The sequence below is a fragment of the Roseisolibacter agri genome, from assembly GCF_030159095.1.
GTDB classification, from domain to species: Bacteria; Gemmatimonadota; Gemmatimonadetes; order Gemmatimonadales; family Gemmatimonadaceae; genus Roseisolibacter; species Roseisolibacter agri.
The window spans coordinates 63,560-85,776 of record NZ_BRXS01000005.1; the positions used below are offsets into that span (position 1 = coordinate 63,560).

The following is a 22,217-nucleotide window of genomic DNA, read 5'->3' on the forward strand; positions in this document are numbered from 1 at the left end:
TTGTCCGTCCCGACCCTTCGGCGCCGTGCGGCCGCCGCCGCGCTGCGCCGCGTCGCCGTCGCGTGCCTCGTCGCCTGCGCCGCCCCGGCGGCCCTCGTCGCCCAGGCCGATGCCGTGCGCGTCGAGCGCATCGACATCTCGGTGGGGCGCTCGCTCCCCATCCAGAGCCCCGTCGGGATCACGCGCGTCACGGTCGCCAATCCCGAGATCGCCGACGTCGTCGTCGTGGGCACGACCGACGTCGTCCTCAACGGCAAGGCGGGCGGCGAGACGGACATCCTGCTCTTCGGCGCCAACAACTACCGCCGCCACCTGCGCGTCGTCGTCGGCACCCCGTCCGACCGCCCGCAGATCATCCTCGGCGTGAAGCTGGCCGAGGTGCGCAAGGACCTGCTGACGAACGCCGGCCTCTCGGGGCTCTATCGCGCCAAGGACGCGCGCGTCGGCACCGGCCTGTTCAACTCCGACTCGCCGTTCGGCACCGACGGCACGATCACGGTCCCCGGGAACCGCTTCCTGACCGTGCTCACGGACTTCGGCACCCGCGACCTCCTGGCCTTCATCGAGGCGGAGCAGCAGCGCGGCCGCGCCAAGATCCTGGCCGAGCCGAACCTGATGGCCGCCAACCGCGACTCGGCCACCTTCCTGGCCGGCGGCGAGATCCCGATCCCGATCGCCCAGCCGGGCGCCAACGGCCAGATCGCGATCGTCATCCAGTACCGCGAGTTCGGCGTGAAGCTGAACTTCGTCCCCGAGATCCTGAACGACAGCCTGGTCAAGCTGAAGGTGCGCCCCGAGGTGTCGAGCCTCGACTTCGCGAACGCCGTCACGCTCTCGGGCTTCCGCATCCCCGCGCTGCGCACGCGCCGCGTCGAGACCACGGTGGACGTGCGCCGGGAGCGCAGCCTGGTGATCTCGGGTCTGTTCATCGAGGAGCAGGAGCGGAACCGCACCGGCATCCCGCTGCTGATGGACATCCCGATCCTCGGCAACCTCTTCTCGAGCACGCGCTGGCAGAAGAACGAGACGGAGCTGGTGATCATCGTGACCCCCGTGGTCGTCGATCCGAACCGGCCCCGCGCGCAGGACGCTCCGCAGCTGCTGCCGACGCCGCCGCTCCCGGCGCGCGAGGCGCTCGAGCCCCGGCTCCCGAGCCCGTCGCCGGCGCAGCCGCAGCCCGCTCCTCCGGCGCGCCGTCCCTGACGCGCCCTGACGCCCGATGGACGCCGGCCGCTTCCGGCCGGCGTCCCGTTTGATTTCGCACGACCGCAGGTCGAGACTGGAGTCCATGCAACGAAAGGCTGTGATCGTGGCCGGCGCCGCCGGACCCGAAGCCATGGTGGGTGGCGTGCTTCAGCGGGCGGGCTTCTCGCCCGCCCTCGAGGTGCCCACCGTCGCGCAGGCGCTCGAGCGCCTGCGCGACGAGCGCGTGGACCTGCTCGTGATCCCGCTGCAGGGGCCGGCCGCGGCCGACCTGGCGACGCTCGAGCGCGAGATCGCGCGCGCGTCGTCGACGTTCGTGCTCGGCACCGCCACCGCCGCGGAGCCCGACCTGATCCTGCGCGCCATGCGCGCGGGCATCCACGAGTTCCTCGTCGCGCCGCCGAGTGCGGACGACCTGACGCGCGCGGTGGACCGGATGCTGCGACGCGCGCGCCCCGAGCCGTCGTCGCGTCTCGCCTTCGCGGTCTACAGCGCCAAGGGCGGCCTCGGCACCACGAGCGTCGCGCTCAACCTCGCCTTCGCGTTCGCCCAGTCGGTGGGCACGGGGCGGGTGGCGCTGGCCGACTACGTGGTCAGCGGCGGCGACGTCGGCGTCATGCTGAACCTGCGCCCGGCGTACGACATCGGCGACCTGGCGCTGAAGCTCGCCCAGCTCGATGCCTCGCTGCTCGAGTCGTTCATCACCCGCACGCCGCAGGGCGTCGCGGTGCTCGCCGCCTCCGAGCGGCCCGAGGCGCTGGAGAGCGTCGACGGGCTCGCCGCCGGCCGCATCCTCGACGAGCTGCGCACGCACTTCGCGATCACGGTCGTGGATTGCGAGCACCACCCCACCGACCGCACGTTGACGGCGATGGACGCGGTGGACCGCATCCTCGTGGTCACCCAGCTGAACGTGGCCGCGGTGCGCAGCGCGCAGCGCACGCTGCAGCTGTTCGCGCGCCTGGGCTATCCCGACGAGAAGGTGGCGGTGGTCGCCAACCGCGCGCAGCCGAGCGACCTGATCTCGCCGGCGGATGCGGCGAAGGTGCTCGACCGCGAGCTGTTCTTCCGCCTGCCCAACGACTATCGCGCCTCGGAGGCCGCGCTGACGCGCGGCCTGCCCGTGGTCGCGCACGATTCGAACACCGCACTCGCGAAGGCCTACGTGGCCCTCGCCGCGAAGCTCGCCGGCGCCGAAGGCGCCGGCGACGCGCCCGCGGCACGCGACGCCCAGAGCAGCTCGCGCTTCGGCCGGCTCCTGGGCATTGGGAGGAAATGATGGCGCTCTCGCTCCGCGACCGACTGCTCGGGCGCTCGCAGCCCCAGACCCCGCCGCCCGGCGCGCCAGGGGAGGGGCCCGCGTCCCCGGACGTGCCGCCGGCCACCCCGGCCACGCCGGGCGCGCCCGCGCGCGGCGCCAACGGCGTCCCCGGCGTCCCCGGCCTCCCCGGCGGCAACGGCGCGAACGGCGACACGGCCGTCGCCAGCGGCCCGACGGCGCTGCCGCCGATGCCGAGCCAGCCGACGCCCGCGCGGCCGATGGCCGCGCAGCGGCTCGGCAGCCGGCCCGGCAACTCGACCGTCAACACCGCCGCCGTCTCGGCCCTCACGGGCCGCGGCGACACCGGCGTGCTGAGCGCCGTCGAGCAGCTGAAGGTCGAGCTGCACCGCAAGCTGATCGACCGCCTGGACCTCGCGGCGCTGGAGCGCATCACCGACGAGGGGATGCTCATCCAGCAGATCCGCCAGGCGGTGCTGGAGTTCCTCCGCGCGGAGCAGGCGCCGCTCTCCTCGCAGGAGCGCGAGGACGTCATCGAGCAGATCGTCTACGAGATCACCGGCCTCGGTCCCATCGAGCCGCTGTTCCGCGACGCGACGATCAGCGACATCCTCGTCAACGGCCCGAAGGACTGCTACGTCGAGCGGCGCGGCAAGCTGTCGCGCGTCAACGTCACCTTCCGCGACAACGCGCACCTGCTGACGGTCATCGACCGCATCGTCAGCCGCGTCGGCCGCCGCGTCGACGAGTCGAGCCCGATGGTGGACGCGCGCCTGCCCGACGGCTCGCGCGTCAACGCCATCATCCCGCCGCTCGCCCTCGACGGCCCGGTGCTCTCGATCCGCCGCTTCGGCGCCGAGATCACCGCGCAGCAGCTGGTGGAGAAGGGGGCGATGACCGAGGAGATGCTCTACCTCCTCGCCGGCTGCGTGCACGCGCGCCTGAACGTCATCATCTCGGGCGGCACCGGCTCGGGCAAGACGACGCTGCTCAACGCGCTCTCGTCGTTCATCCCGAACAGCGAGCGCGTGGTCACCATCGAGGACGCCGCCGAGCTGCGCCTGCAGCAGGAGCACGTGGTGCGCCTGGAGACGCGCCCGCCGAACTCCGAGGGGCGCGGCGAGGTGCTGGCGCGCGACCTCGTGAAGAACGCGCTGCGCATGCGGCCCGACCGCATCATCCTCGGCGAGTGCCGCGGCGCCGAGGCGCTCGACATGCTGCAGGCGATGAACACGGGTCACGAGGGCTCGCTGGCGACGATCCACGCCAACACGCCGCGCGACGCGCTGTCGCGTCTCGAGACGATGATCCTGTTCGCCGGCACGAACCTGCCCAACCGCGCCATGCGCGAGCAGATCTCGTCGGCCATCGACCTGATCGTCCAGGTGTCGCGCCAGGCCGACGGCTCGCGCCGCCTCGTCAGCATCACCGAGGTGACGTCGATGGAGGGTGAGATCATCACCTCGCAGGAGATCTTCCGCTTCCGCCGCCGCGGCGTGTCGCCGGAGGGGATGGTGATCGGCGACTTCGAGCCGACGGGCGTGCGGCCGTCGTTCGTCGACCGGCTGAAGGTGGCCGGCATCGACCTGCCGCTGAGCATGTTCTCCCCGCGGTGACGCCATGCTGTACCTGACGCTCCTCCTCGTCTTCGTCGGCACGGCCGGTGTCCTCGTCGGCCTGTTCGTCTTCTTCAACCGCCGCCGCCTCTCCGCCGAGGCGGAGGCGCGCTCGCAGCTGATGGGGCGCTCGCCGACCGGGCTCGCCATCGGCGCCGCCGGCCCGACGACGATCCTGCGCGACGAGCGCGTCGCCGACAGCGAGGTTCTCGACCGGCTGCTCTCGGGGAAGGGGATCACCGAGTGGGCGAAGCATGAGCTCGAGCTGGCCGGCTCCACGCGCAACCCGGGTGAGTTCCTGCTCGGCTGCCTCGTGGGCGCGGTGCTCGGTGCGGTCGTGGGCGGGCGCTTCCTCGGCGGCCCGGTGGGCGTCGCCATCGGCACGGCGCTCGGCGGCCTGCTGCCGGTGGGGCTCGTGCGCCGGCAGGCCGCGAACCGCGTGAAGAAGTTCGAGGAGCAGCTGCCCGAGGCGCTCGACATGCTCGTCAACGCGCTGCGCGCCGGCTACTCGCTGCAGGCGGCGATGGAGTTCGTCGGCAACGAGCTGCCGCAGCCGCTCGGCCCCGAGTTCGGGCGCTTCTACGACGAGCAGCGCCTGGGCGTCGAGGTGCGCACGGCGCTCATGCGCCTGCAGGACCGCGTGGGCACGTACGACATCAAGATGTTCGTCACCGCGCTGCTCATCCAGCGCGAGACCGGCGGCAACCTGAGCGAGGTGCTCGGCAACATCGCGCTCCTGATGCGCGAGCGCGTCGCGTTTCGCGGCCAGGTGGACACGCTCACCGCGGAGCCGAAGGCGTCGGCGAAGGTGCTCACCGGGCTGCCGATCGCGGTCTTCCTGCTCGTCTACGTGATGAACCCGCAGTACATGCGGCCGCTGCTCGAGACGTCGACGGGGCACATGCTGCTCGCGTACGCCGTGTCGTCGGTCGTGGTGGGCTACGTGATCCTGATGCGGATCGCGAAGATCGACATCTGATCGCACGGATCCTCGCAGATGCAGAACCTCCCGATCTCCCTGCCCCTCATCCTGCTGGTCGTCGTCATCGCGGGCGCCGTCTCGGTCGCCGTGTACGCGTGGGCGGCCGGGCGACAGCGGCGCGAGATCCTGATGCGCGTCGAGAACCCGACGCTGGCGGCGACGCTCCCGTCGCCGCTGCTCGCCTCGCCGCGGAAGTCGTTCAGCGACCGGCTGGCGGAGTGGCTCGCCGACCGCACGCCGGAGTCGTGGACGGGCGGGGAGCAGGCGAGCACGAAGCTCGTGCAGGCCGGCTTCGAGAGCCAGACGGCCGCGGTGCTCTACGGCTCGATCCGCGTCGTCTTCGGCATCCTGCTGCCGCTGTCGGTGTTCGTGGCGCTCGCGGGCCGTCCGCAGGGCACGGTGCTGATGTACGTGCTGATCTCGGTCCTCATCGGCTTCCTCGCGCCGCAGGCGGTGCTCGACCGCCTGGTGCAGATCCGGCAGGACCGCCTGCGCAAGGCGGTGCCCGACGCGCTCGACCTGCTGGTGGTGTGCGTGGAGGCGGGCGTCAGCCTCGACGCGGCGATCCTGCGCGTGGCCAAGGACCTGGCGGTGACGCACCCCGACCTGGCCGGCGAGATGATGGTGATCAACCGGAAGGTGAACGCCGGCGTGCCGCGCGAGCAGGCGCTCAACGGCCTCTGGTCGCGCACGGGCCTCGAGGAGCTGCGCGGCCTGGCCGCCAGCATGGTGCAGTCGGAGCGGTGGGGCACCTCGATCGCTAAAGTCCTGCGCGTGAATGCCGAGACTCTCCGCAGGAAGCGCAAGCAGACCGCGGAGAAGAAGGCCGCCCAGGCGTCGCTCAAGATGATGGGGCCCCTTCTGCTCTTCCTGCTTCCGGCCCTGTTCGTGGTGATCCTCGGGCCCGCGGCGATCAACATCTCGCAGGCGTTCAAGTAGGCCGCACCCGGGTGCCTCCGGCCGCGGCCGGAGGCACTCCATGCGCACGTCGCAACGCACGACCGACCGCACGACAGGACGGAAGACTCCGAACCGGACCGCGCGGCGGCTCGACCGCCGCGGCGCGACGCTCGTCCTCGTCTCGCTGCTGATGGTCCCCCTGGTCGCCGTCGCGGCGTTCTCGCTGGACGTGGGCTGGTGGGAGGTCGGCGCCAACCAGCTGCAGACGACCGCCGACGCGGCGGCGCTGGCCGCCGCGCGCGCGAAGCAGCTCTATCCGAGCAACGGCACGCAGGCCAAGGTCGAGGCCTACGCGAACCAGGTCGCGGCGGCGAACAAGGCGTTCGCGCAGACGGTGACGATCGCCAGCTCCGACGTCGAGCCGATGTACTGGTCGCCGACGTCGGGCACGGCGACGCCCACCAACTGGACCGACGCGAACGCGGTGCGCGTGACCGCCCGCGCCACACCCGGGCTGCTCTTCGCCGGCGTCGTCCGCGCGACCGCGCCGACCATCACGCGCTCGAGCATGGCGTGGATCGCGAACTTCAACAGCAGCATCTGCGTGAAGCCGTGGTCCCTGCCGTACGAGGTGCTGTACGACAAGGTGGCCAGCCTCACCGGCCTCGCCGCCACCAGCTCGGGCAGCCGGCGGCCCGACCTGACGCAGGCGCAGATGGCCACGCTGACGACCGGCGGCTACTCCGACCAGCAGCGGATCGTGGTCGTCCGCGGCCCGACGACGTCGGGCGGCATCCCCAGCACGGCCACGGGGCTCACCGCCTACGACGGCCAGTGGATCGGCTACAGCTACTCGGGCAACGCGGGCACCGAGAGCTTCCAGTCGCTGATCTACGGCTGCGACCCGACGAACGTCTCGGTGAGCCAGGACGTGGGCACGACGCTGCCTGGCGGCGCCGACTACGAGTGCCGGACGGTGCGCGCCCTCATGGGCAGCGACAGCAACACCTGCGGCGCCGGCTGGTACAACGAGCTGGCGACGCACGAGACGACCTGCCACTACAAGGCGCCCAGCACGACCGGCAACGGGGCCGCGGCCGTGACCGCGCATGACGCCGGCTGCTACGACGACGCATCGAGCACCGCGCCGGGCGTCGCGATGCTGGTGGCCTGGGGCGACCTGAACGGCACCGGCTCGAACGCCGTCGACCACCGCATCGTCGGGCTGACGCGGATGCTGTGCGTGTTCCGGGGCCTCGCCGCGATCAACAGCGGCAACGGCAACGGGAACGGCGGCGGCAACGGCGGCGTCGGCGTCGGCGCCAGCACCGAGACCTGCTCGCCCCCGGGCGTGGCCCCGATCGCCAACCTGCCGCGCGGCACCATGGTCTTCGCGATCGACGGCATCACCTCCGCGACCATCAGCGCCACGACGGAGCTCGGGAACACGGTCGGCATCAACCAGCGCCTGATTCTGGTGCGCTGATCTGCCGCAGGAGGCATGCGCGCCACGGTGTGGTGCGCGCGCGACGCCGTCGACGGGGAAACCTGTCGGCGGCGTCATCTTGCAACATTGCAGGATGGTCACAAAGTTGGGGCACGGCGGCCTCCGCCGTCCGCGCCGCGCCCGCGGCGTCACGACGCGCCGCCCGGCGCCACGCCCCCACCCGCATGCGCATCCCCCGGCGACGGCCCGACCGTCGCGGCGCGACCCTCGTCCTGATCGCGATCCTGACGGTCCCGCTGGTCACCCTGGCCGCCTTCGCGCTCGACGCGGGGTGGTGGCAGGTCGGGGCGAACCAGCTCCAGACCACGGCCGACGCGGCCGCTCTGGCCGGCGCGCGGGCGCTCCAGCTCTACCCGACCAGCGACACGCAGGCGAAGGCGGAGGCGTACGCCGCGCAGACGGCCGCCAGCAACCGCGCCTTCTCGCAGGCGGTGTCCGTCACGGGCGCCGACGTCGAGCCGATGTACTGGACGGCGTCCTCGGCCACGCTGAGCGCCAGCACGTGGGCGGCCGCCAACGCGGTGCGCGTGACGGCGCGCGCGACGCCCGGGCTGATCCTGGGCGGGCTCCTCCGGTCCTCCGCCCCGACCGTCGCGCGACAGGGCGTCGCCTGGATCGCGAACGTCAACAGCGGCACGTGCGTGAAGCCCTGGTCGCTCCCGTACGAGGAACTGTACGACCGCGTCACGTCGCTCACGGGGATCGCGAGCACCGCGACGTCGCCGGGCGGGGGGCGCCGGCCCGACCTGTCGCAGGCGCAGGTGGCGGCGCTGGCCGTCGGCGGCTACTCCGAAGGCGCGCGGACGCTCGTCTTCTACGGCCCGAACACCCCCGCCGCGATCCCCGCCGGTGCCAGCGGCCTGACGGCCTACGACGGCCGGTGGGAGGGGTACAACTTCTCCGGCAACGCCGGCAACCAGTCGTACCAGGCCAACATCTTCGGCTGCGACCTGACGAGCGTCTCGGTCACGCAGAACAACGGCACGACGCTCCCCGGCAACGGCACCGACTACGAGTGCTGGACGATGCGCGCCCTCACCGGGAGCAGCGCGCAGACCTGCCAGAGCGGGTGGATCGACGAGGCGCCCGCGTACGCGGTCTCCTGTCACTACAAGGCGCCGACGACCACCGGCAACGGCGCCAACGCCGTCACCACCCACGACGCCGGCTGCTACGCCAGCGCCACCGCGACCGCCCTCGGCACCGCGCAGAAGGTCGCCTGGGGCGACTACGTCGGGGTCGGCTCGAACGCGGTCGACCACCGCGTCATCGGCATGGTGCGCGTCCTCTGCGTGTTCCGGGGGCTCGGCGCCAGCGCGTCGGGCGGGAGCAACGGCAACGGCGGCAGCAATGGCGGAGGGAGCAACGGCGGCGGCAACAACGGGGGCGGCAACAACGGGGGTGGCAACAACGGGGGCGGCAACAACGGCGGCGGGAACGGCGGGGGCAGCACCGGCGGCGCGACGGCCGAGTCGTGCGCGCCGGCGGGCGGGACGACGCTGACCAACCTGCCCATCGGCACCCTCGTGGTGGCGATCGAGGGGCTGGCGACGATGACCATCGACGCGGCGACCGAGCTGGGGAACGTCACCAGCACCAACCAGCGGCTGATCCTGGTGCGCTGACGCCACAGGCTGTGGCGCGGGGGACGCGATACGCCGGCCGCGAAGGGCCGGCGTCGGTGACGTGCGTCCCGCGCGCCCGTATTCTCGTGCTTGCCGCATGAGGCTTGCGTCATGATCTTGGGAAAGCCGCTCCCGCCGCCGTAGGCGCGGGAGCGCGGCAGGCCGAGTCTCGCGTCTGCCGTCCCGACGCTCTGCCGTGGCCTCCATGCGCACAACACGCCGACCGACCAACCGTCGCGGCGCGACGGTGATCCTCGTCGCGCTGCTCACGGTGCCGATCATCACCATCGCCGCCCTCGCGATCGACGCGGGCTGGTGGCAGGTGGGCGCCAACCAGCTCCAGACGACCGCCGACGCCTCGGCCCTCGCGGCCGCGCGCGCGCTGATGCTCTACCGCGGCCAGGCCGACGTGCAGACGACGGCCGAGGCCTACGCCATCAACACGGCGGCCGCGAACAAGGCGTTCGCGCAGGCGGTCTCCGTCGCCGCGGCGGACGTCGAGCCGATGTGGTGGAACCCCACGACCCAGACGCTGACCGCCAGCAACTGGACGGACGCGAACTCGGTACGCGTGACCGCCCGTGCGACGCCGGGGCTCGTGCTCGCGGGGACGAACCGCGCGGTCGCGCCGACCATCGGGCGCCAGGGCACGGCGTGGATCGCGAACATCAACAACGGCACGTGCGTCAAGCCGTGGGCGCTGCCGTACAAGGTGCTGTACGACAAGGTCCAGGCGATCACGAGCTTCCCGGCGGTCGCCTCGACGGCCAACCCGCGCCCGGACCTCGATCCCCGCGCGCTGCCCACGATGACGGCCGGCATCGAGGCGGGGACGATCACCGAGTCGATGCGCATCGTGATCTTCCGCCCGCCGACCTACGACGGCGCCGGCGGCAACCCCGACTCGACGGCGGCGCTCGGGAACCTCGGGTACAACAACGGGATGTTCACGGGCTACAACTTCCTCAGCCCGAGCGGCAACAACAACGCGTCCACGACGACGTTCCAGCAGAACACCTTCGGCTGCACGTACCAGACGGTGTCGGTGAACACGGCCAACGGCGCGACGCTGCCGGGGTCCAACGACATCCCGTGCGCCATGGTGAACGCGCTGATGGGCAGCACCGAGAACCAGTGCGAGCCCGCGAACACCAGCAACTGGACCAATCCCGAGAGCACCGACTGGCCGTCCGGCAACAACCGGCCGCGCATCACGGAGCCGGTCACCTGCCACTACCGGGCGTCGGTGCTCGACGCCACCACGGGCATCCGCAGCTGGGACTCCGGCTGCTACGCGAGCACCACCGCGACGCAGGTCGGCACCATGCAGACCGTGGCGTGGGGCGACAACGTCTACAACGGCTCCAACGCCACCGACTTCCGCGAGATCGGGCGGCTCAAGGTGGTGTGCGTGTTCCGCGGCATCTCCACGGTCTTCGGGGCGCCGGCGAACAACGTCGAGGGGTGCCAGATCCCCGGCGGGACGATCGTCGCCACCTATCCGAAGGGGACGGTCGTCGGCGTGATCCAGGGGCTGTCCTCGCCGGTCATCAGCCCGAACACGGAGCTCGGCAACGTCACCAGCGACCAGCAGCGGCTGATCCTGGTGCGGTGATGGCGGGGCGCGCGACGCCGCGCGCCCCGATCCGCGAGAGCCGCGATGCCACCCTTCGACGCGCCGCATTCCGGGGGCGACATGTCAGACGACCGGCCGCTTGGTCGCCCGGCGGAGCCCGCGGGCCCGCGCGACACGGCACTGGATCCGACGTTCAGCGACCGCGAGGTCCCCCTGCGGACCGTCGCGCGCAGCGACACGCCCGCCGGGTGGTTCACGACCCCGCCCGCCACCGCCCTGTCGCTGGAGCTGATGCTCGCCGGCGAGCTGCTGCCGCTCCCGCGCGTCGTCCACATCCTGCGCGAGGTCGCCCGGGCGATCGACCAGCTGGCGGAGCACGGACGCGTCTACGGCGCGCTGTCGCCGTCGACCATCGCCGTCGGCACCGACGGGCGCGCCTACCTGGTGCCGCCCGAGGACGTCGAGGAGCTGCGCCCCGGCTACCTGGCGCCCGAGCAGCGCCACGGCGACAGCCCCGAGACGCGCCTGGACCAGTACGCGCTCGCGATCATCGCCTACGAGCTGCTGACGGGGGAGCGCCGCGAGGCGCGCATCCCCGATGCGCCGGCGCTGGACGTCGTGAACGAGATCCGCCTCGGGCCCGAGCACCCGCTCCGTCCCGGCCTCGGCCCCACCGCGAACGAGGTGATCCGCCGGGCGATGGCGCGCGATCCCGGCTGGCGCTTCGGCAGCGCCACCGAGTTCGTCGAGGCGCTCGCCACGCAGCTCGACGTGCCGCCTCCCGTCACCACCCCGGACGAGGAGGTGCTCCATCGTGTCGCGGCGGCGCGGATGGCGCGCGCGGCGCGCACCGGTGGCGGATCGACCGGCCCCTCGCCGGCCAGCCGCTTCCTCGCCCTCCTGGCGTACGGCGGCCTGGCCGTCGGCGCGGTCATCGGCCTCACGATGCTGGCGCTCAACGTCACCGGCCGGTCGTTGGGCAGCCTGTGGGGCGGCGGCAGCGACCGCCCCTCCGTGGCCTCACAGGTGGCCGGGGCGGCGACCGGAACGGGGACCGGGAGCACGACGCCGGCGTCGCCGCCGGCGACGACGTCGGCGACGACGCCGGCCGCCGCGCAGGGCTTCATCGACGTGCGGACGGGCGGCGGCGCGGCGACGATCATCCTCGACGGCCGCCAGGCCGGCACGGCGCCGGCCACGATCGCCGCCGGCCCGGGCTTCCACACGGTCTCGCTCCAGGCGTCCGGCCGCGCCTACGCACCGGCGGTCGTCACCGTGCTCGTGTCCGCGGGCGACACCGCGAGCGCGTCCTTCCGGACGCCGTAGCGCAGTCGGGCCGCCGCGCACGGTCGGCGGTCGGGTGGCACGGGGGCGGCGCGGCGTGACGCGTCGCCCTCGTCGTCGTCGTGGGACAGCCGGGACGCGCGTCCACCAGACGTGCGCCCACCGGCGTGCCCATCCCCGCGACCCCCCGTGGCCGACACCCTCCCCTTCGCCCTCGCGCGTCCCGCCTGGCTGGTCGGGCCGTCGTGCGCTCCGCCGCCGTTCCCGGCGGAGCTCGAGGCCGACTTCGAGCCGCTCGCCCTGCTGGGCACCGGCCGGTCGGGGGTGGTCTGGCACGCGCAGGAGCTGCGGGGCCGTCGCCAGGTCGCGCTCAAGGTGGCGCGCCGCGACCGCTCGTCGGCCGACATCGAGTTCCGCCGCTGCCTGCGCGAGGCGAAGGTCGCCCGCCGCCTCAAGCACCGCCACGCGGCCTCGCTGGTCACCGCGGGCGAGAAGGGCGACGTCGCGTACTGCGCCTGGCGCTACTGCGCCGGCGGGACGCTCGCGGCGCGGCAGGCCGCCGGCGAGCTCCTCTCGATCGAGGCGATCGTCACGATCGTCCGCGAGATCGCGGCCGCGCTGGAGCACGCGCAGGCGCAGGGCGTCTGGCACGGCGCGCTCTCCCCGCAGGCGGTGCTGTTCGACTCCACGGGGCACTGCCAGGTCGCCGACTTCCGCATCGTCGTCGACGACGCCGAGCTGCAGGAGGAGCCGCCGCTGCCGGCGCGCTCGCCGACCTACCACGCGCCCGAGCTGCGCGCGGGCGACGAGTTCCCGATCACGCACAAGGTCGATCAGTACGCGCTCGCGCTCATCGCCTACGAGCTGCTGATCGGCGAGGTGCGCGAGGACCGCGTCGGCACGACGCCGCTGCTGGCGTTCAACCTGATCGACGTCGCCACGCAGCGCGAGCTGCGCCACGGGCTGAGCCCCGAGGTGAACGAGACGCTGCACCGCGCGACGCTGCGCGACCCGCAGTGGCGCTACGAGTCCGCCGGCGAGTTCGCCGAGGCGTTCGCGACGGCCTGCGGCTTCCCGGCCGAGCGTCCGCGCGAGCATCCGTTCGACTGGAAGCCGCCGCGCGAGCCGTCCGCGGTCCGCTCGGGCCTGCGCGTCACGGCGCTGGCGGCCGCGCTGGCGACGATGACGAGCGTCCTCTCCGACCGGTGGGACGCGGTCCTGATCGGCCTCGGCTTCCGCGAGCCGGTGGTCACCTCGACGGTGGTGCCGGTGTCGCCGGAGCTGGAGGAGGCGCGCGTGCACGCCCGCGGACGGTTGGGCGAGCTGATGATCGTGCCGGTCACGCCGGCCGCCGACGCGATGGCGATCGTGGACGGCATCCCGCGCGGCGGCGTGCCGCGGTGGGTGCGCCTCACGCCCGGCGAGCACCGCGTGTCGGTGCGGACGGGGCACGGGACGCTGGCGCCGGCGGAGACGACGGTGACGGTGACGCCGGGGGCGCGCATAACGGTCAACTTCCGCTGAACCGAAAGGCGGAGGACGGAAACGCGGAAGCCGATACGGCGGAGGACGGAAGGGCGCGATACGAAAAAGCGGATGCTACGAGCTTCAGGCTCGTAGCGTCCGCTTCATCGTTTCACGCGCCATCGTTCTCCGCTACATCGTCCTCCGCCGTTCCGTCCTCCGCCTCACCCCGCCTGTCCGATCCACCGCGCCAGCTCCCGCATCGTCGGCCGCTTGCCGTACATCAGCAGGCCCACGCGGTAGATGCGCGCCGCCGCCCAGATGGCGGCGAGGCAGGCGAGGATCAGCAGCGCGACCGACAGCGCGACCTCCCATGCGGGCACCGGCGTGAGGCTCATGCGCAGCGGCATGATGATCGGCGCCGAGAGCGGGAAGATCGCCGCCCAGCGCGACAGGTTGCCGGTGGGGTTGAGCAGCACCGGCTGGATGAGCATCGCCGTCGCCACCAGCGGCAGGATGAGCGGCTGCAGCACCTGCTGCGCCTCCTGCTCGGAGTTCACCATCGCGCCCGCCGCCGCGTACAGCGACGAGTAGAAGGTGTAGCCGAGCACGAAGAACACGAGCAGCGCGGCCGCGGCGCCGAACGAGAAGTCGATCCCCGACATCACGGCCGACGTGCCAGGCGTCGCCGCCGCCGCGGCACCGCCCGCGCCGCGCATCAGGAAGGGCGCGAGGTACGCGCCGACGGCCATCGTGCCCGCGATCCAGACCAGGATCTGCAGCAGCCCCACCGCGCCCACGCCCAGCACCTTGCCGGCGAGCAGCGTGTCGGAGCGCACGCTCGAGAGCACGACCTCCGCGACGCGCGTCGTCTTCTCCTCCAGCACGCCGCGCAGCACGTTCTGCCCGTACAGCACGATGGAGATGTAGAGCAGGAACGAGACGCCGAGCGCCAGCGCGAGGTTCGCCTCGCCGGAGCCGCCGCGTCCGCGCTCGGTGAGCCGCTCCGTCTTCAGGCCGCCGCGGTAGCGCGTGACCTCGCGGATGCGCTCGGGCGGCACGCCGGCGCGCTCCAGGCGCACGTCCAGCAGCGCGGTGCGCACGGCGGTCGTGAGGCGCGCCATGTCGCCCACGGACGTCGCGTTGCGCCCCGAGTAGCGCGCGGAGTCGCCCTCGAAGACGCGCGGGCCGATGACGAGGTAGCCCTGCGCCTCCTTGTCCATCACCGCGCGCGTCGCCAGCGACTCGGCGTGCGCGAGCGAGTCGAGCGTCGTCGGGCGCACCTCGACCGGGATCGTCGCGCGCGCGGCGGCGCCGATGACCGGCGGCAGCCCCGAGGCGGGCGCGGAGAGCGCCTGGCGCACGCGCTCGCCCACGCCGGCGCCCGTGGCGTCGAGCACGACGATCGGGCCCGACGCGCGCGACGTGCGGTCGCGCGACGCCAGCCACGCCGGCAGGAAGAGCAGGAGGCTGAGGAGCACGGGCCCCAGCAGCGTGATGATGAAGAACCACTTGGTGCGCACGCGCTCCATGAACTCGCGCGCGACGATCGCCTTCAGCTTCTCGAAGTCACCCATGGCCCGTCATCCCCGCCTCGACGCCCGTGGCGCCGACGCGTTCGAGGAAGATCTGGTGGAGCGACGGCTGCACCAGCTCGAAGCGGCTGATGGGCGCGCCGACCTCGACGAGCCGCGCCAGCAGCCGCTGCGGATCGGCGTGCGGCGCCAGCTCCAGATCGAGGTAGCGGTTGTGATCGTCCACGCGCGTGACGAGCGTGCGGTCGGCCAGCACCTCGCCGACGCCGTTGCGCGTCACCTCCGTGCCGCCGGCCAGCGCCAGCGCGACCTGCCGCCCGCCGTGCGCCGCCTTCACCTCGGCCACGCCGCCGTCGAGGACCTTCTCGCCGCGCGCGATGATGCACACCGCGTCGCACAGGCGCTCGGCGTTGTCCATCAGGTGCGTCGAGAAGACGACCGTCTTGCCGCGCTTCCGCAGCTCGACGACGGTGTCCTTGAGCGCCTGCGCGTTGATCGGATCGAGCCCGCTGAACGGCTCGTCGAGGATCACGAGGTCGGGGTCGTGCAGCAGCGTGCCGATGAACTGCACCTTCTGCTGCATGCCGCGCGAGAGCTCGTCCACGCGCTGCTCGCCCCAGTCCTTCTCGGGCGTGCGCAGCGACAGCCGCTCGAGCCACTCGTCGATGCGCCGCTCGGCGTCCTTCCGCGCGACGCCCTTGAGGGCGGCGAGGAAGACGAGCACGCGGCGGACCTGCATCTTCTTGTACAGGCCGCGCTCCTCGGGGAGGTAGCCGACGCGGTCGAGCACCCCGCGCTCCATGTGCGGGCGGCCGAGCACCTCGATCGACCCCTCGTCCGGCGCGATGATGCCGAGGAGCATGCGGATGGTGGTCGTCTTGCCGGCGCCGTTGGGGCCCAGCAGGCCGTACACGACGCCCGTGGGGACGCGGAGCGAGAGGTCGCGGACGGCGGTGTGGTCGGCGTACCGCTTCACGACAGAGCGGACGGCCAGCGCGGGAGGGGACATGGGGCGGGGTGGGGGAAGGACTACGAGCTTGACGACCGGGAGGCTCGTGTGCAAGCTGGCAGGCCGGCGCCGGCGCACCGCCCTCCCCTCGGCGCCCTCCCGGGGATGCCCCGACGGCTCGCCGCACGACGGCTCCGGCCGGACCGCACCCGACTCCCGCGCCGCCCACTTCTCGGTACGTCGTGCTCTCCGGTCCCCAGGCTCGATCCCGGCCGCTGGCCGCGCACGCTGCCGCCGGCGCGATCGCGCTGCTCGCCGCCGCCTACACGTACTACTGCCTGGCGACGACCGTCATCCCCAGCGACTTCGAGTTCTGGTGGCGTGCGGCGCGGCTCTATCTGGCGGGGGGCGATCCATACCTGCAGCTGCCCGGAACGCCGGCGTGGCCCCTGCCGGATCGGTTCTACTATCCGATGCCGACCGTGCTCGCGACGATCCCGGTGGCGTGGATGCCGCTGCCGGCCGCCGGCGCGACGCTGATGGGGCTCGCCTCGGGGGCGCTGGCATCGCTGCTGGTGCGGGGCGGGTGGTGGCGGCTGTGGGCGCTGGCCGGCCCCGGCTTCATCATGGCGCTCAAGTTCGGGCAGTGGACGCCGCTGCTCTGCGTCGCCTACCTCGCGCCACGCGCCGGTGGGCTCGCGGTGCTCAAGCCCACGCTCGGCGCGGCGCTGCTGGCCGCGCGCTGGAACGTGCGCGGCGCGCTGGTGGCGACGCTCGTCGCGCTGCTGAGCGTCGCCGCGCTGCCGACGTGGCCGATGGCGTGGCTGCGCAACCTCGACCACGTGCACGCGCATCCCGCGCCCGTGACCACCGCGATCGGTGCGTTCGCCCTGCTCGCGCTGCTGCGATGGCGGCGGCCGGAGGCGTGGCTGCTGGCGCTCTACGCCTGCGTCCCGCAGCTGCTCTTCTTCGCCGATCAGCTGCCGCTCGCCCTCGTCGCGCGCACCAAGGGGGAGGCGCAGCTGCTGGCGGCCTGCGGCCTGACGGCGTGGCTGGTCTGGATGGCGCGGCTCGAGACCGGCGACCTGTTCGTGCTCGCCGCGGCACCGTACGTCCTCGTCGGCCTCTACCTGCCGGCGCTGCTGCTGGTGCTGCGGCGGCCGAACGATGGCGCGCTGCCCGTGTGGGCCGACGCGGCGTGGATGCGGTCGCGGGCGCTCGTCGCGCGCGCCCGGGTCGCGCGCGTCCGCTGACGACGGGCGCCGAGCTCGCGCCGCGCGCATCCGTCGCCTCCGAGATCCCGTGAGTCCCGGCCACTCCGCCGCGGCGCGCGACGCGGCGCGGTCCACGACGGCGCCCGCCACCCCGTCCACCCCCGCCGCCGCGCGCCCGCGCATGGCCGGATCGTGGCACCGCGCCCTCGCCGGGCTGGTGCTCGGCGGCGCGGTGGGGCGGGTCGCGTGGGCGCTGTGGCAGGCCCGCGACTACGTCCCCGTCTGGGACGCGCGCATCTATGCCGACTGCATCGTGCGGGCGGCCGTGGCGCCGCTGGCGCCGGGCGCCCTGCGGTGCGCGGAGCATCCGACCCACGCCTACGTGGCCGTGCTGGCGGCGTTCCAGCGGCTGGCGCCCGGGAGCATGCCGCTGCTCCTGCTGGCCAACGGGCTGCTCCTGCTCCTGGGCGCGCTCGCCTTCATGCGGCTGCTGCGGCGGGTCTTCCCGGATCCGGCGCTCGCGCCCGAGCGCGCGCTCCTGACCGCGGCGCTCCTGATCGACCCGGTGGTCGTGGCGGGCGCGGTGCACGTCAACCCCGACTTCGGCATCCTCGTCTTCCTGCTGGTGGCGACGGCCGCGGCCACGGAGCGGCGCTGGGGGATCGCGGCCGTGTTCGGACTCATGGCCGCCTTCTCCAAGGAGACGGGGCCGGTCCTGTACGCGGCGCTCGTCGCGTCGTTCGCGACGGCGCTGGTGGTCGGGCTCCCCGTCGCGCGCGACACCCGCAACGGCCTGCTCGCGGGACCGGTCGCCTTCCTGCTGATCGCCGCGCTGCTGCCGTGGGGGCCGTGGAGCGTGCCGGTGGCACTGTTGGGCGCCGGCGTGCTGCTGCGGGCGGCGATGGGCGCGCGCTGGGCCCCGCTGGCGACGGCCGCCCGCCTGCGCCGCGCGATGCCCCTGGGGACGGCCGTGCTGCCGCTGGTGGTGTTCACCGCGTACATGGCCTGGCGGGCCACCCTGCCGCGGACCTCGCTGCTGTGGGCCGCGTCCGATCCCGGCGAGATGCTCCAGGCGCTCGTGACGCCGCACCTGCGGCCGCCGACGGTCACGTACTTCGGCTTCCTGCTGCTCGTGAACTTCCACTGGATCCCGGGGGCGGCGATCCTCGCCGACCTGCTGGTCGGGATCCGCGGCTTCGCCACCGGGCGTCCGTCGCGGACGGTGCCCGGCGCTGACCCGCGGATGCTCCTGGCGTGCACGCTGTTCGGGGCGGCCGCCATCTTCCTGATCACGCGCATCCCCACGGCGCCCATCGCGCGCTACATGCAGCCGGTGTTCCCGGTGCTGCTGCTGCTCGCGCTGGCGGCCCTGCTGCGGTTGCGCGTGCCGACCGCGGCGCGCCGCGCGACGCTCGCCGCGCTCGTCGTCCTGCTCGGGGCGTCGCTCACGCGCACGCTCGACCCCGTGTCGCGCGCGGTGTGGGGGACGCATTCCGTCGGCTCGCGCGAGATGCTGTGGACCAACCGCCTCGTGCACCGGTTCCACTACGGGCTGGACGAGGGGCTGTACAACCTCGAGTTTCTGCGCATCGCCCAGCTCTCCCAGCGCGCGCTGGACCGGCTGCATCCCGTGCGGGACCGCGTGCTGGTGACCGGTTCCTTCGCCAACTGGTGGATCGTCGGTGCTCTGGACGAGCGGTCGCAGCGGCGCTTCGGGGCGTCGCCGCTCTCCGCCCCCACGCTCGCCCACGCCGAGGACGTCATCGCCGGCGGGGTGCGGCCCGACAGCGCGTGGTATCTCGCCTACCCGTACATCGACAACCTCCCCTTGCTGCAGCGACTCGACTCCACGTACGTCATCGGCCCGCCCGTGCGCGTCGAGGTGGACGGCTACGTCATGTCCCTCCGGCGCCTCACGCGGCGCGACGCCCGATGAAGGTCGTGATCCTGGCCGGCGGACTCGGCACGCGCCTGTCCGAGGAGACGGCGCTCAAGCCCAAGCCGATGGTGGAGATCGGCGGCCGCCCGATGCTCTGGCACATCATGCAGCACTACGCGGCGCACGGCTTCACCGAGTTCGTCGTCGCGCTGGGGTACCGCGCGGAGGTCGTGCGCAGCTACTTCCTGCACTACCACTACGTCGGCCGCAACTTCTCGATCAACCTCGCCGACGGCACGACGCGCATGCACGGCGGCGACGCCGAGGACTGGCTGGTGCACCTGGTGTACACGGGCGCCGACACGCAGACGGGCGGCCGCCTCCGGCGGCTGCGCGACTGGGTGGGCGACGCGCCGTTCCTGATGACGTACGGCGACGGCGTGTCCGACGTGGACGTGGGCCAGCTGGTCGGGTTCCACCGCGCGCACGGCCGCCTCGCGACCGTCACGGCGGTGCGTCCGCCGTCGCGCTTCGGCGGGCTGGCGCTCGACGGCGACGCGGTCGCGCACTTCGAGGAGAAGCCGCAGATCGGCGAGGGGTGGATCAACGGCGGCTTCTTCGTGCTGGAGCCGCGGGTGCTGGACTACATCGCGGGCGACGCGACGCTGTGGGAGCGCGAGCCGCTGGAGCGCCTGGCGGCCGAGGGGGAGCTGCGCGCGTTCCGGCACGAGGGGTTCTGGCAGCCGATGGACACGCTGCGCGACGTGCGGCTGCTGGAGTCGCTGTGGGCATCGGGGCAGGCGCCGTGGGCGCACGCCGCGCGGGCGCGGAGCTGAGACGATGACGCAGCCCGCGACACGCACGCCCGGCTTCTGGCGCGACCGCCCGACGCTCGTCACCGGCGCCACCGGCCTGCTGGGCGGGTGGCTCGTGCGCGCGCTCGTGGACGCGGGGGCCGACGTCGTCTGCCTGGTGCGCGACTGGGTGCCCGCGAGCGCGGTGCTCGGCGGCGACCTGGCGCATCGCGTGCGCGTCGTGCGCGGCGAGATCCAGGACCAGGCGCTGGTCGAGCGCACGCTCGGCGAGTACGAGATCGACTGCGTGTTCCACCTCGCGGCGCAGACGGTCGTCGGCACCGCGAACCGCAATCCCGTCTCGACGTTCGACAGCAACGTCCGCGGCACGTGGACGGTGCTGGAGGCGTGCCGCCGCTCGCCGCTGGTGCGCGCGGTCGTGTTCGCGAGCTCGGACAAGGCGTACGGCGCGCACGACACGCTGCCGTACGCCGAGGACGCCGCGCTGCAGGGGCGGCATCCGTACGACGTGAGCAAGAGCTGCGCGGACCTGATCGCGCAGAGCTACGCGGCGACCTACGGCACGCCGGTGGCCATCACGCGCTGCGGCAACTTCTACGGCGGCGGGGACCTGAACTGGAACCGCCTCGTGCCGGGCACCGTGCGCAGCGTGCTGCGCGGCGAGCGGCCGGTGATCCGCTCCGACGGCACGCTGGTGCGCGACTACTTCTACGTCGAGGACGGCGTCGCGGCGTACCTGGAGCTGGCGGAGGCGCTGCGCGCGCGGCCGGAGCTGGCGGGCGAGGCGTTCAACTTCTCGAACGAGCTGCAGGTGACGGTGCTGGACATGACGCGGCGAATCCTGGAGGCGCTGGGCTCGGACCTGGAGCCCGACGTACGCGACGAGGCGCGCCACGAGATCCCGCACCAGTGGCTGTCGGCCGAGAAGGCGCGGCGCGTGCTGGGCTGGCGTCCGCACTACACGCTGGACGAGGGGATGGCGCGCACGGTGGCGTGGTACCGCGAGTTCTTTCGCCTGGTGGGCTCGTGACGCAGCCGCTGCCCCTGCTGGACGACGCCGCGGACGACGCGCCGTCGCGCGCGGACGCGCTGCGCGCGCAGATCCTCGCGCTGGTGGCCGAGTACCACGCGGAGGCGTTCCCGGCGCGCGCGTTCGTGCCGGGCGAGACGCCGGTGCCGGTGTCGGGGAAGGTGTTCGGCGCGCGCGAGATCCAGCACCTCGTGGACGCGGGGCTCGACTTCTGGCTGACGACGGGGCGCTTCGCGGCGCAGTTCGAGCGCGCGTTCGCGCGCGCGTGCGGCGTGCGCCACGCGACGCTGGTGAACTCGGGCTCCTCGGCCAACCTGGTGGCGCTGTCGGCGCTGACGTCGCCGTCGCTGGAGGACCGGCTGCGGCCGGGCGACGAGGTGATCACCGTTGCGGCGGGCTTCCCGACGACGGTGAACCCGATCTTCCAGAACGGGCTCGTGCCGGTGTTCCTCGACGTCGAGCTGGGGACGTACGGGCCGATCGTCGCGCAGCTGGAGGCGGCGCTGAGCGACCGCACGCGCGCGGTGATGATCGCGCACACGCTCGGCAACCCGTTCGACCTCGCGGCGGTGACGGCGTTCGTGCGGCAGCACGGGCTGCGGCTGGTCGAGGACTGCTGCGACGCGGTGGGCGCGACGTACGCGGGCCGGCCGGTGGGGACGTTCGGCGACCTGGCGACGGTGAGCTTCTATCCCGCGCACCACATCACGATGGGCGAGGGCGGCGCGGTGCTGACGAACGCGCCCGCGCTGCGCACGCTGGTGGAGAGCTTCCGCGACTGGGGCCGCGACTGCTGGTGCGAGCCGGGGAAGGACAACACGTGCGGCAAGCGCTTCGGCTGGCAGCTGGGCGAGCTGCCGTGCGGCTACGACCACAAGTACACGTACTCGCACGTCGGCTACAACCTGAAGGCGACCGACATGCAGGCGGCGGTGGGCGTGGCGCAGCTGGAGCGGCTGCCGGGCTTCGTGGCGGCGCGGCGCGCGAACTTCGCCTGGCTGCGCGCGGCGCTCGCGGACCTCGAGGACGTGCTGCTCCTGCCCGAGCCGCAGCCCGGGTCGGAGCCGAGCTGGTTCGGGTTCCCCGTTCTGGTCCGTGACGGCGCCCCCTTCAGCCGGGATGCGCTGGTGCAGTTCCTGGAGGCGCGGCGGATCGCGACGCGGCTGCTGTTCGGCGGGAACCTGGTGCGGCAGCCGGCGTACCGCGGGCTGACCTATCGCGTGGTGGGCGACCTGGCGAACAGCGACCGCGTGATGCGGAGCGCGTTCTGGGTGGGCGTGTGGCCGGGGCTCACGGAGCCGATGCTGGCGTGGGTGGCGGCGAGCATCCGCGCGTTCTGCCGCGGCGAGGCGCGCTGAG

The 22,217-nt window shown here is 73.3% G+C and carries 17 protein-coding genes; 15 read left to right on the plus strand and 2 right to left on the minus strand.

The features are described 5' to 3' along the window. The 10 genes from rosag_RS15895 (at position 1) to rosag_RS15940 (ending at position 13,496) form a co-directional block, all read left to right on the plus strand. Positions 1 to 1,203 (plus strand): type II and III secretion system protein family protein, encoded by a 1,203-nt coding sequence (locus rosag_RS15895; RefSeq protein ID WP_284351136.1) that lies wholly within the window; start codon positions 1 to 3, stop codon positions 1,201 to 1,203. Positions 1,204 to 1,288: 85 nt separating this feature from the next. Beyond that, positions 1,289 to 2,482 carry a CpaE/TadZ family protein gene (locus rosag_RS15900; RefSeq protein ID WP_284351137.1) on the plus strand — a complete coding sequence of 398 codons (1,194 nt, stop codon included), beginning with the start codon at positions 1,289 to 1,291 and terminating at the stop codon, positions 2,480 to 2,482. Between the two features lie 260 nt (positions 2,483 to 2,742). Beyond that, the gene (locus rosag_RS15905) at positions 2,743 to 4,098 is read left to right on the plus strand and encodes a TadA family conjugal transfer-associated ATPase (protein WP_425607517.1); all 1,356 of its coding nucleotides are present in this window, start codon (positions 2,743 to 2,745) and stop codon (positions 4,096 to 4,098) included. A gap of 4 nt (positions 4,099 to 4,102) precedes the next feature. Continuing rightward, positions 4,103 to 5,077: a type II secretion system F family protein gene (locus rosag_RS15910; RefSeq protein WP_284351139.1), complete on the plus strand. Its 975-nt coding sequence runs from the start codon at positions 4,103 to 4,105 to the stop codon at positions 5,075 to 5,077. An 18-nt stretch (positions 5,078 to 5,095) separates the two neighbouring features. Beyond that, positions 5,096 to 6,019 carry a type II secretion system F family protein gene (locus rosag_RS15915; protein WP_284351140.1) on the plus strand — a complete coding sequence of 308 codons (924 nt, stop codon included), beginning with the start codon at positions 5,096 to 5,098 and terminating at the stop codon, positions 6,017 to 6,019. A gap of 40 nt (positions 6,020 to 6,059) precedes the next feature. Next, positions 6,060 to 7,466 (plus strand): pilus assembly protein TadG-related protein, encoded by a 1,407-nt coding sequence (locus tag rosag_RS15920; RefSeq protein WP_284351141.1) that lies wholly within the window; start codon positions 6,060 to 6,062, stop codon positions 7,464 to 7,466. A 185-nt stretch (positions 7,467 to 7,651) separates the two neighbouring features. After that, positions 7,652 to 9,112, plus strand: coding sequence for a pilus assembly protein TadG-related protein (locus rosag_RS15925; RefSeq protein WP_284351142.1), 1,461 nt, complete (start codon positions 7,652 to 7,654; stop codon positions 9,110 to 9,112). 205 nt (positions 9,113 to 9,317) lie between these two features. Then, positions 9,318 to 10,727 (plus strand): pilus assembly protein TadG-related protein, encoded by a 1,410-nt coding sequence (locus rosag_RS15930; RefSeq protein ID WP_284351143.1) that lies wholly within the window; start codon positions 9,318 to 9,320, stop codon positions 10,725 to 10,727. An 81-nt stretch (positions 10,728 to 10,808) separates the two neighbouring features. Beyond that, positions 10,809 to 12,014, plus strand: a complete 1,206-nt coding sequence (locus rosag_RS15935; protein ID WP_284351144.1) for a PEGA domain-containing protein — start codon at positions 10,809 to 10,811, stop codon at positions 12,012 to 12,014. Between the two features lie 147 nt (positions 12,015 to 12,161). Next, positions 12,162 to 13,496, plus strand: coding sequence for a serine/threonine protein kinase (locus tag rosag_RS15940; protein ID WP_284351145.1), 1,335 nt, complete (start codon positions 12,162 to 12,164; stop codon positions 13,494 to 13,496). Positions 13,497 to 13,660: 164 nt separating this feature from the next. Here rosag_RS15940 and rosag_RS15945 read toward each other — a convergent pair whose 3' ends face one another. Continuing rightward, the gene (locus tag rosag_RS15945) at positions 13,661 to 15,013 is read right to left on the minus strand and encodes an ABC transporter permease (RefSeq protein ID WP_284351146.1); all 1,353 of its coding nucleotides are present in this window, start codon (positions 15,011 to 15,013) and stop codon (positions 13,661 to 13,663) included. After that, positions 15,006 to 15,980 (minus strand): ABC transporter ATP-binding protein, encoded by a 975-nt coding sequence (locus rosag_RS15950; protein ID WP_284351147.1) that lies wholly within the window; start codon positions 15,978 to 15,980, stop codon positions 15,006 to 15,008. Before rosag_RS15950 ends, rosag_RS15945 begins: the two co-directional genes overlap by 8 nt. 182 nt (positions 15,981 to 16,162) lie before the next feature. On the opposite strand from rosag_RS15950, the gene rosag_RS15955 reads away from it, so the two are divergent. The 5 genes from rosag_RS15955 to rfbH are packed head-to-tail and all read left to right on the plus strand — an operon-like array spanning position 16,163 to position 22,216. Beyond that, positions 16,163 to 17,173, plus strand: a complete 1,011-nt coding sequence (locus tag rosag_RS15955) for a hypothetical protein (RefSeq protein WP_284351148.1) — start codon at positions 16,163 to 16,165, stop codon at positions 17,171 to 17,173. Between the two features lie 49 nt (positions 17,174 to 17,222). After that, positions 17,223 to 19,070 carry a hypothetical protein gene (locus rosag_RS15960; RefSeq protein WP_284351149.1) on the plus strand — a complete coding sequence of 616 codons (1,848 nt, stop codon included), beginning with the start codon at positions 17,223 to 17,225 and terminating at the stop codon, positions 19,068 to 19,070. Then, positions 19,067 to 19,849, plus strand: a complete 783-nt coding sequence (gene rfbF / locus rosag_RS15965; protein WP_284351150.1) for a glucose-1-phosphate cytidylyltransferase — start codon at positions 19,067 to 19,069, stop codon at positions 19,847 to 19,849. Before rosag_RS15960 ends, rfbF begins: the two co-directional genes overlap by 4 nt. Positions 19,850 to 19,853: 4 nt before the next feature. Further along, positions 19,854 to 20,858: an NAD-dependent epimerase/dehydratase family protein gene (locus rosag_RS15970; RefSeq protein WP_284351151.1), complete on the plus strand. Its 1,005-nt coding sequence runs from the start codon at positions 19,854 to 19,856 to the stop codon at positions 20,856 to 20,858. A gap of 17 nt (positions 20,859 to 20,875) precedes the next feature. Further along, the gene (rfbH, locus tag rosag_RS15975; RefSeq protein ID WP_425607518.1) at positions 20,876 to 22,216 is read left to right on the plus strand and encodes a lipopolysaccharide biosynthesis protein RfbH; all 1,341 of its coding nucleotides are present in this window, start codon (positions 20,876 to 20,878) and stop codon (positions 22,214 to 22,216) included. Position 22,217: the final 1 nt, after the last annotated feature.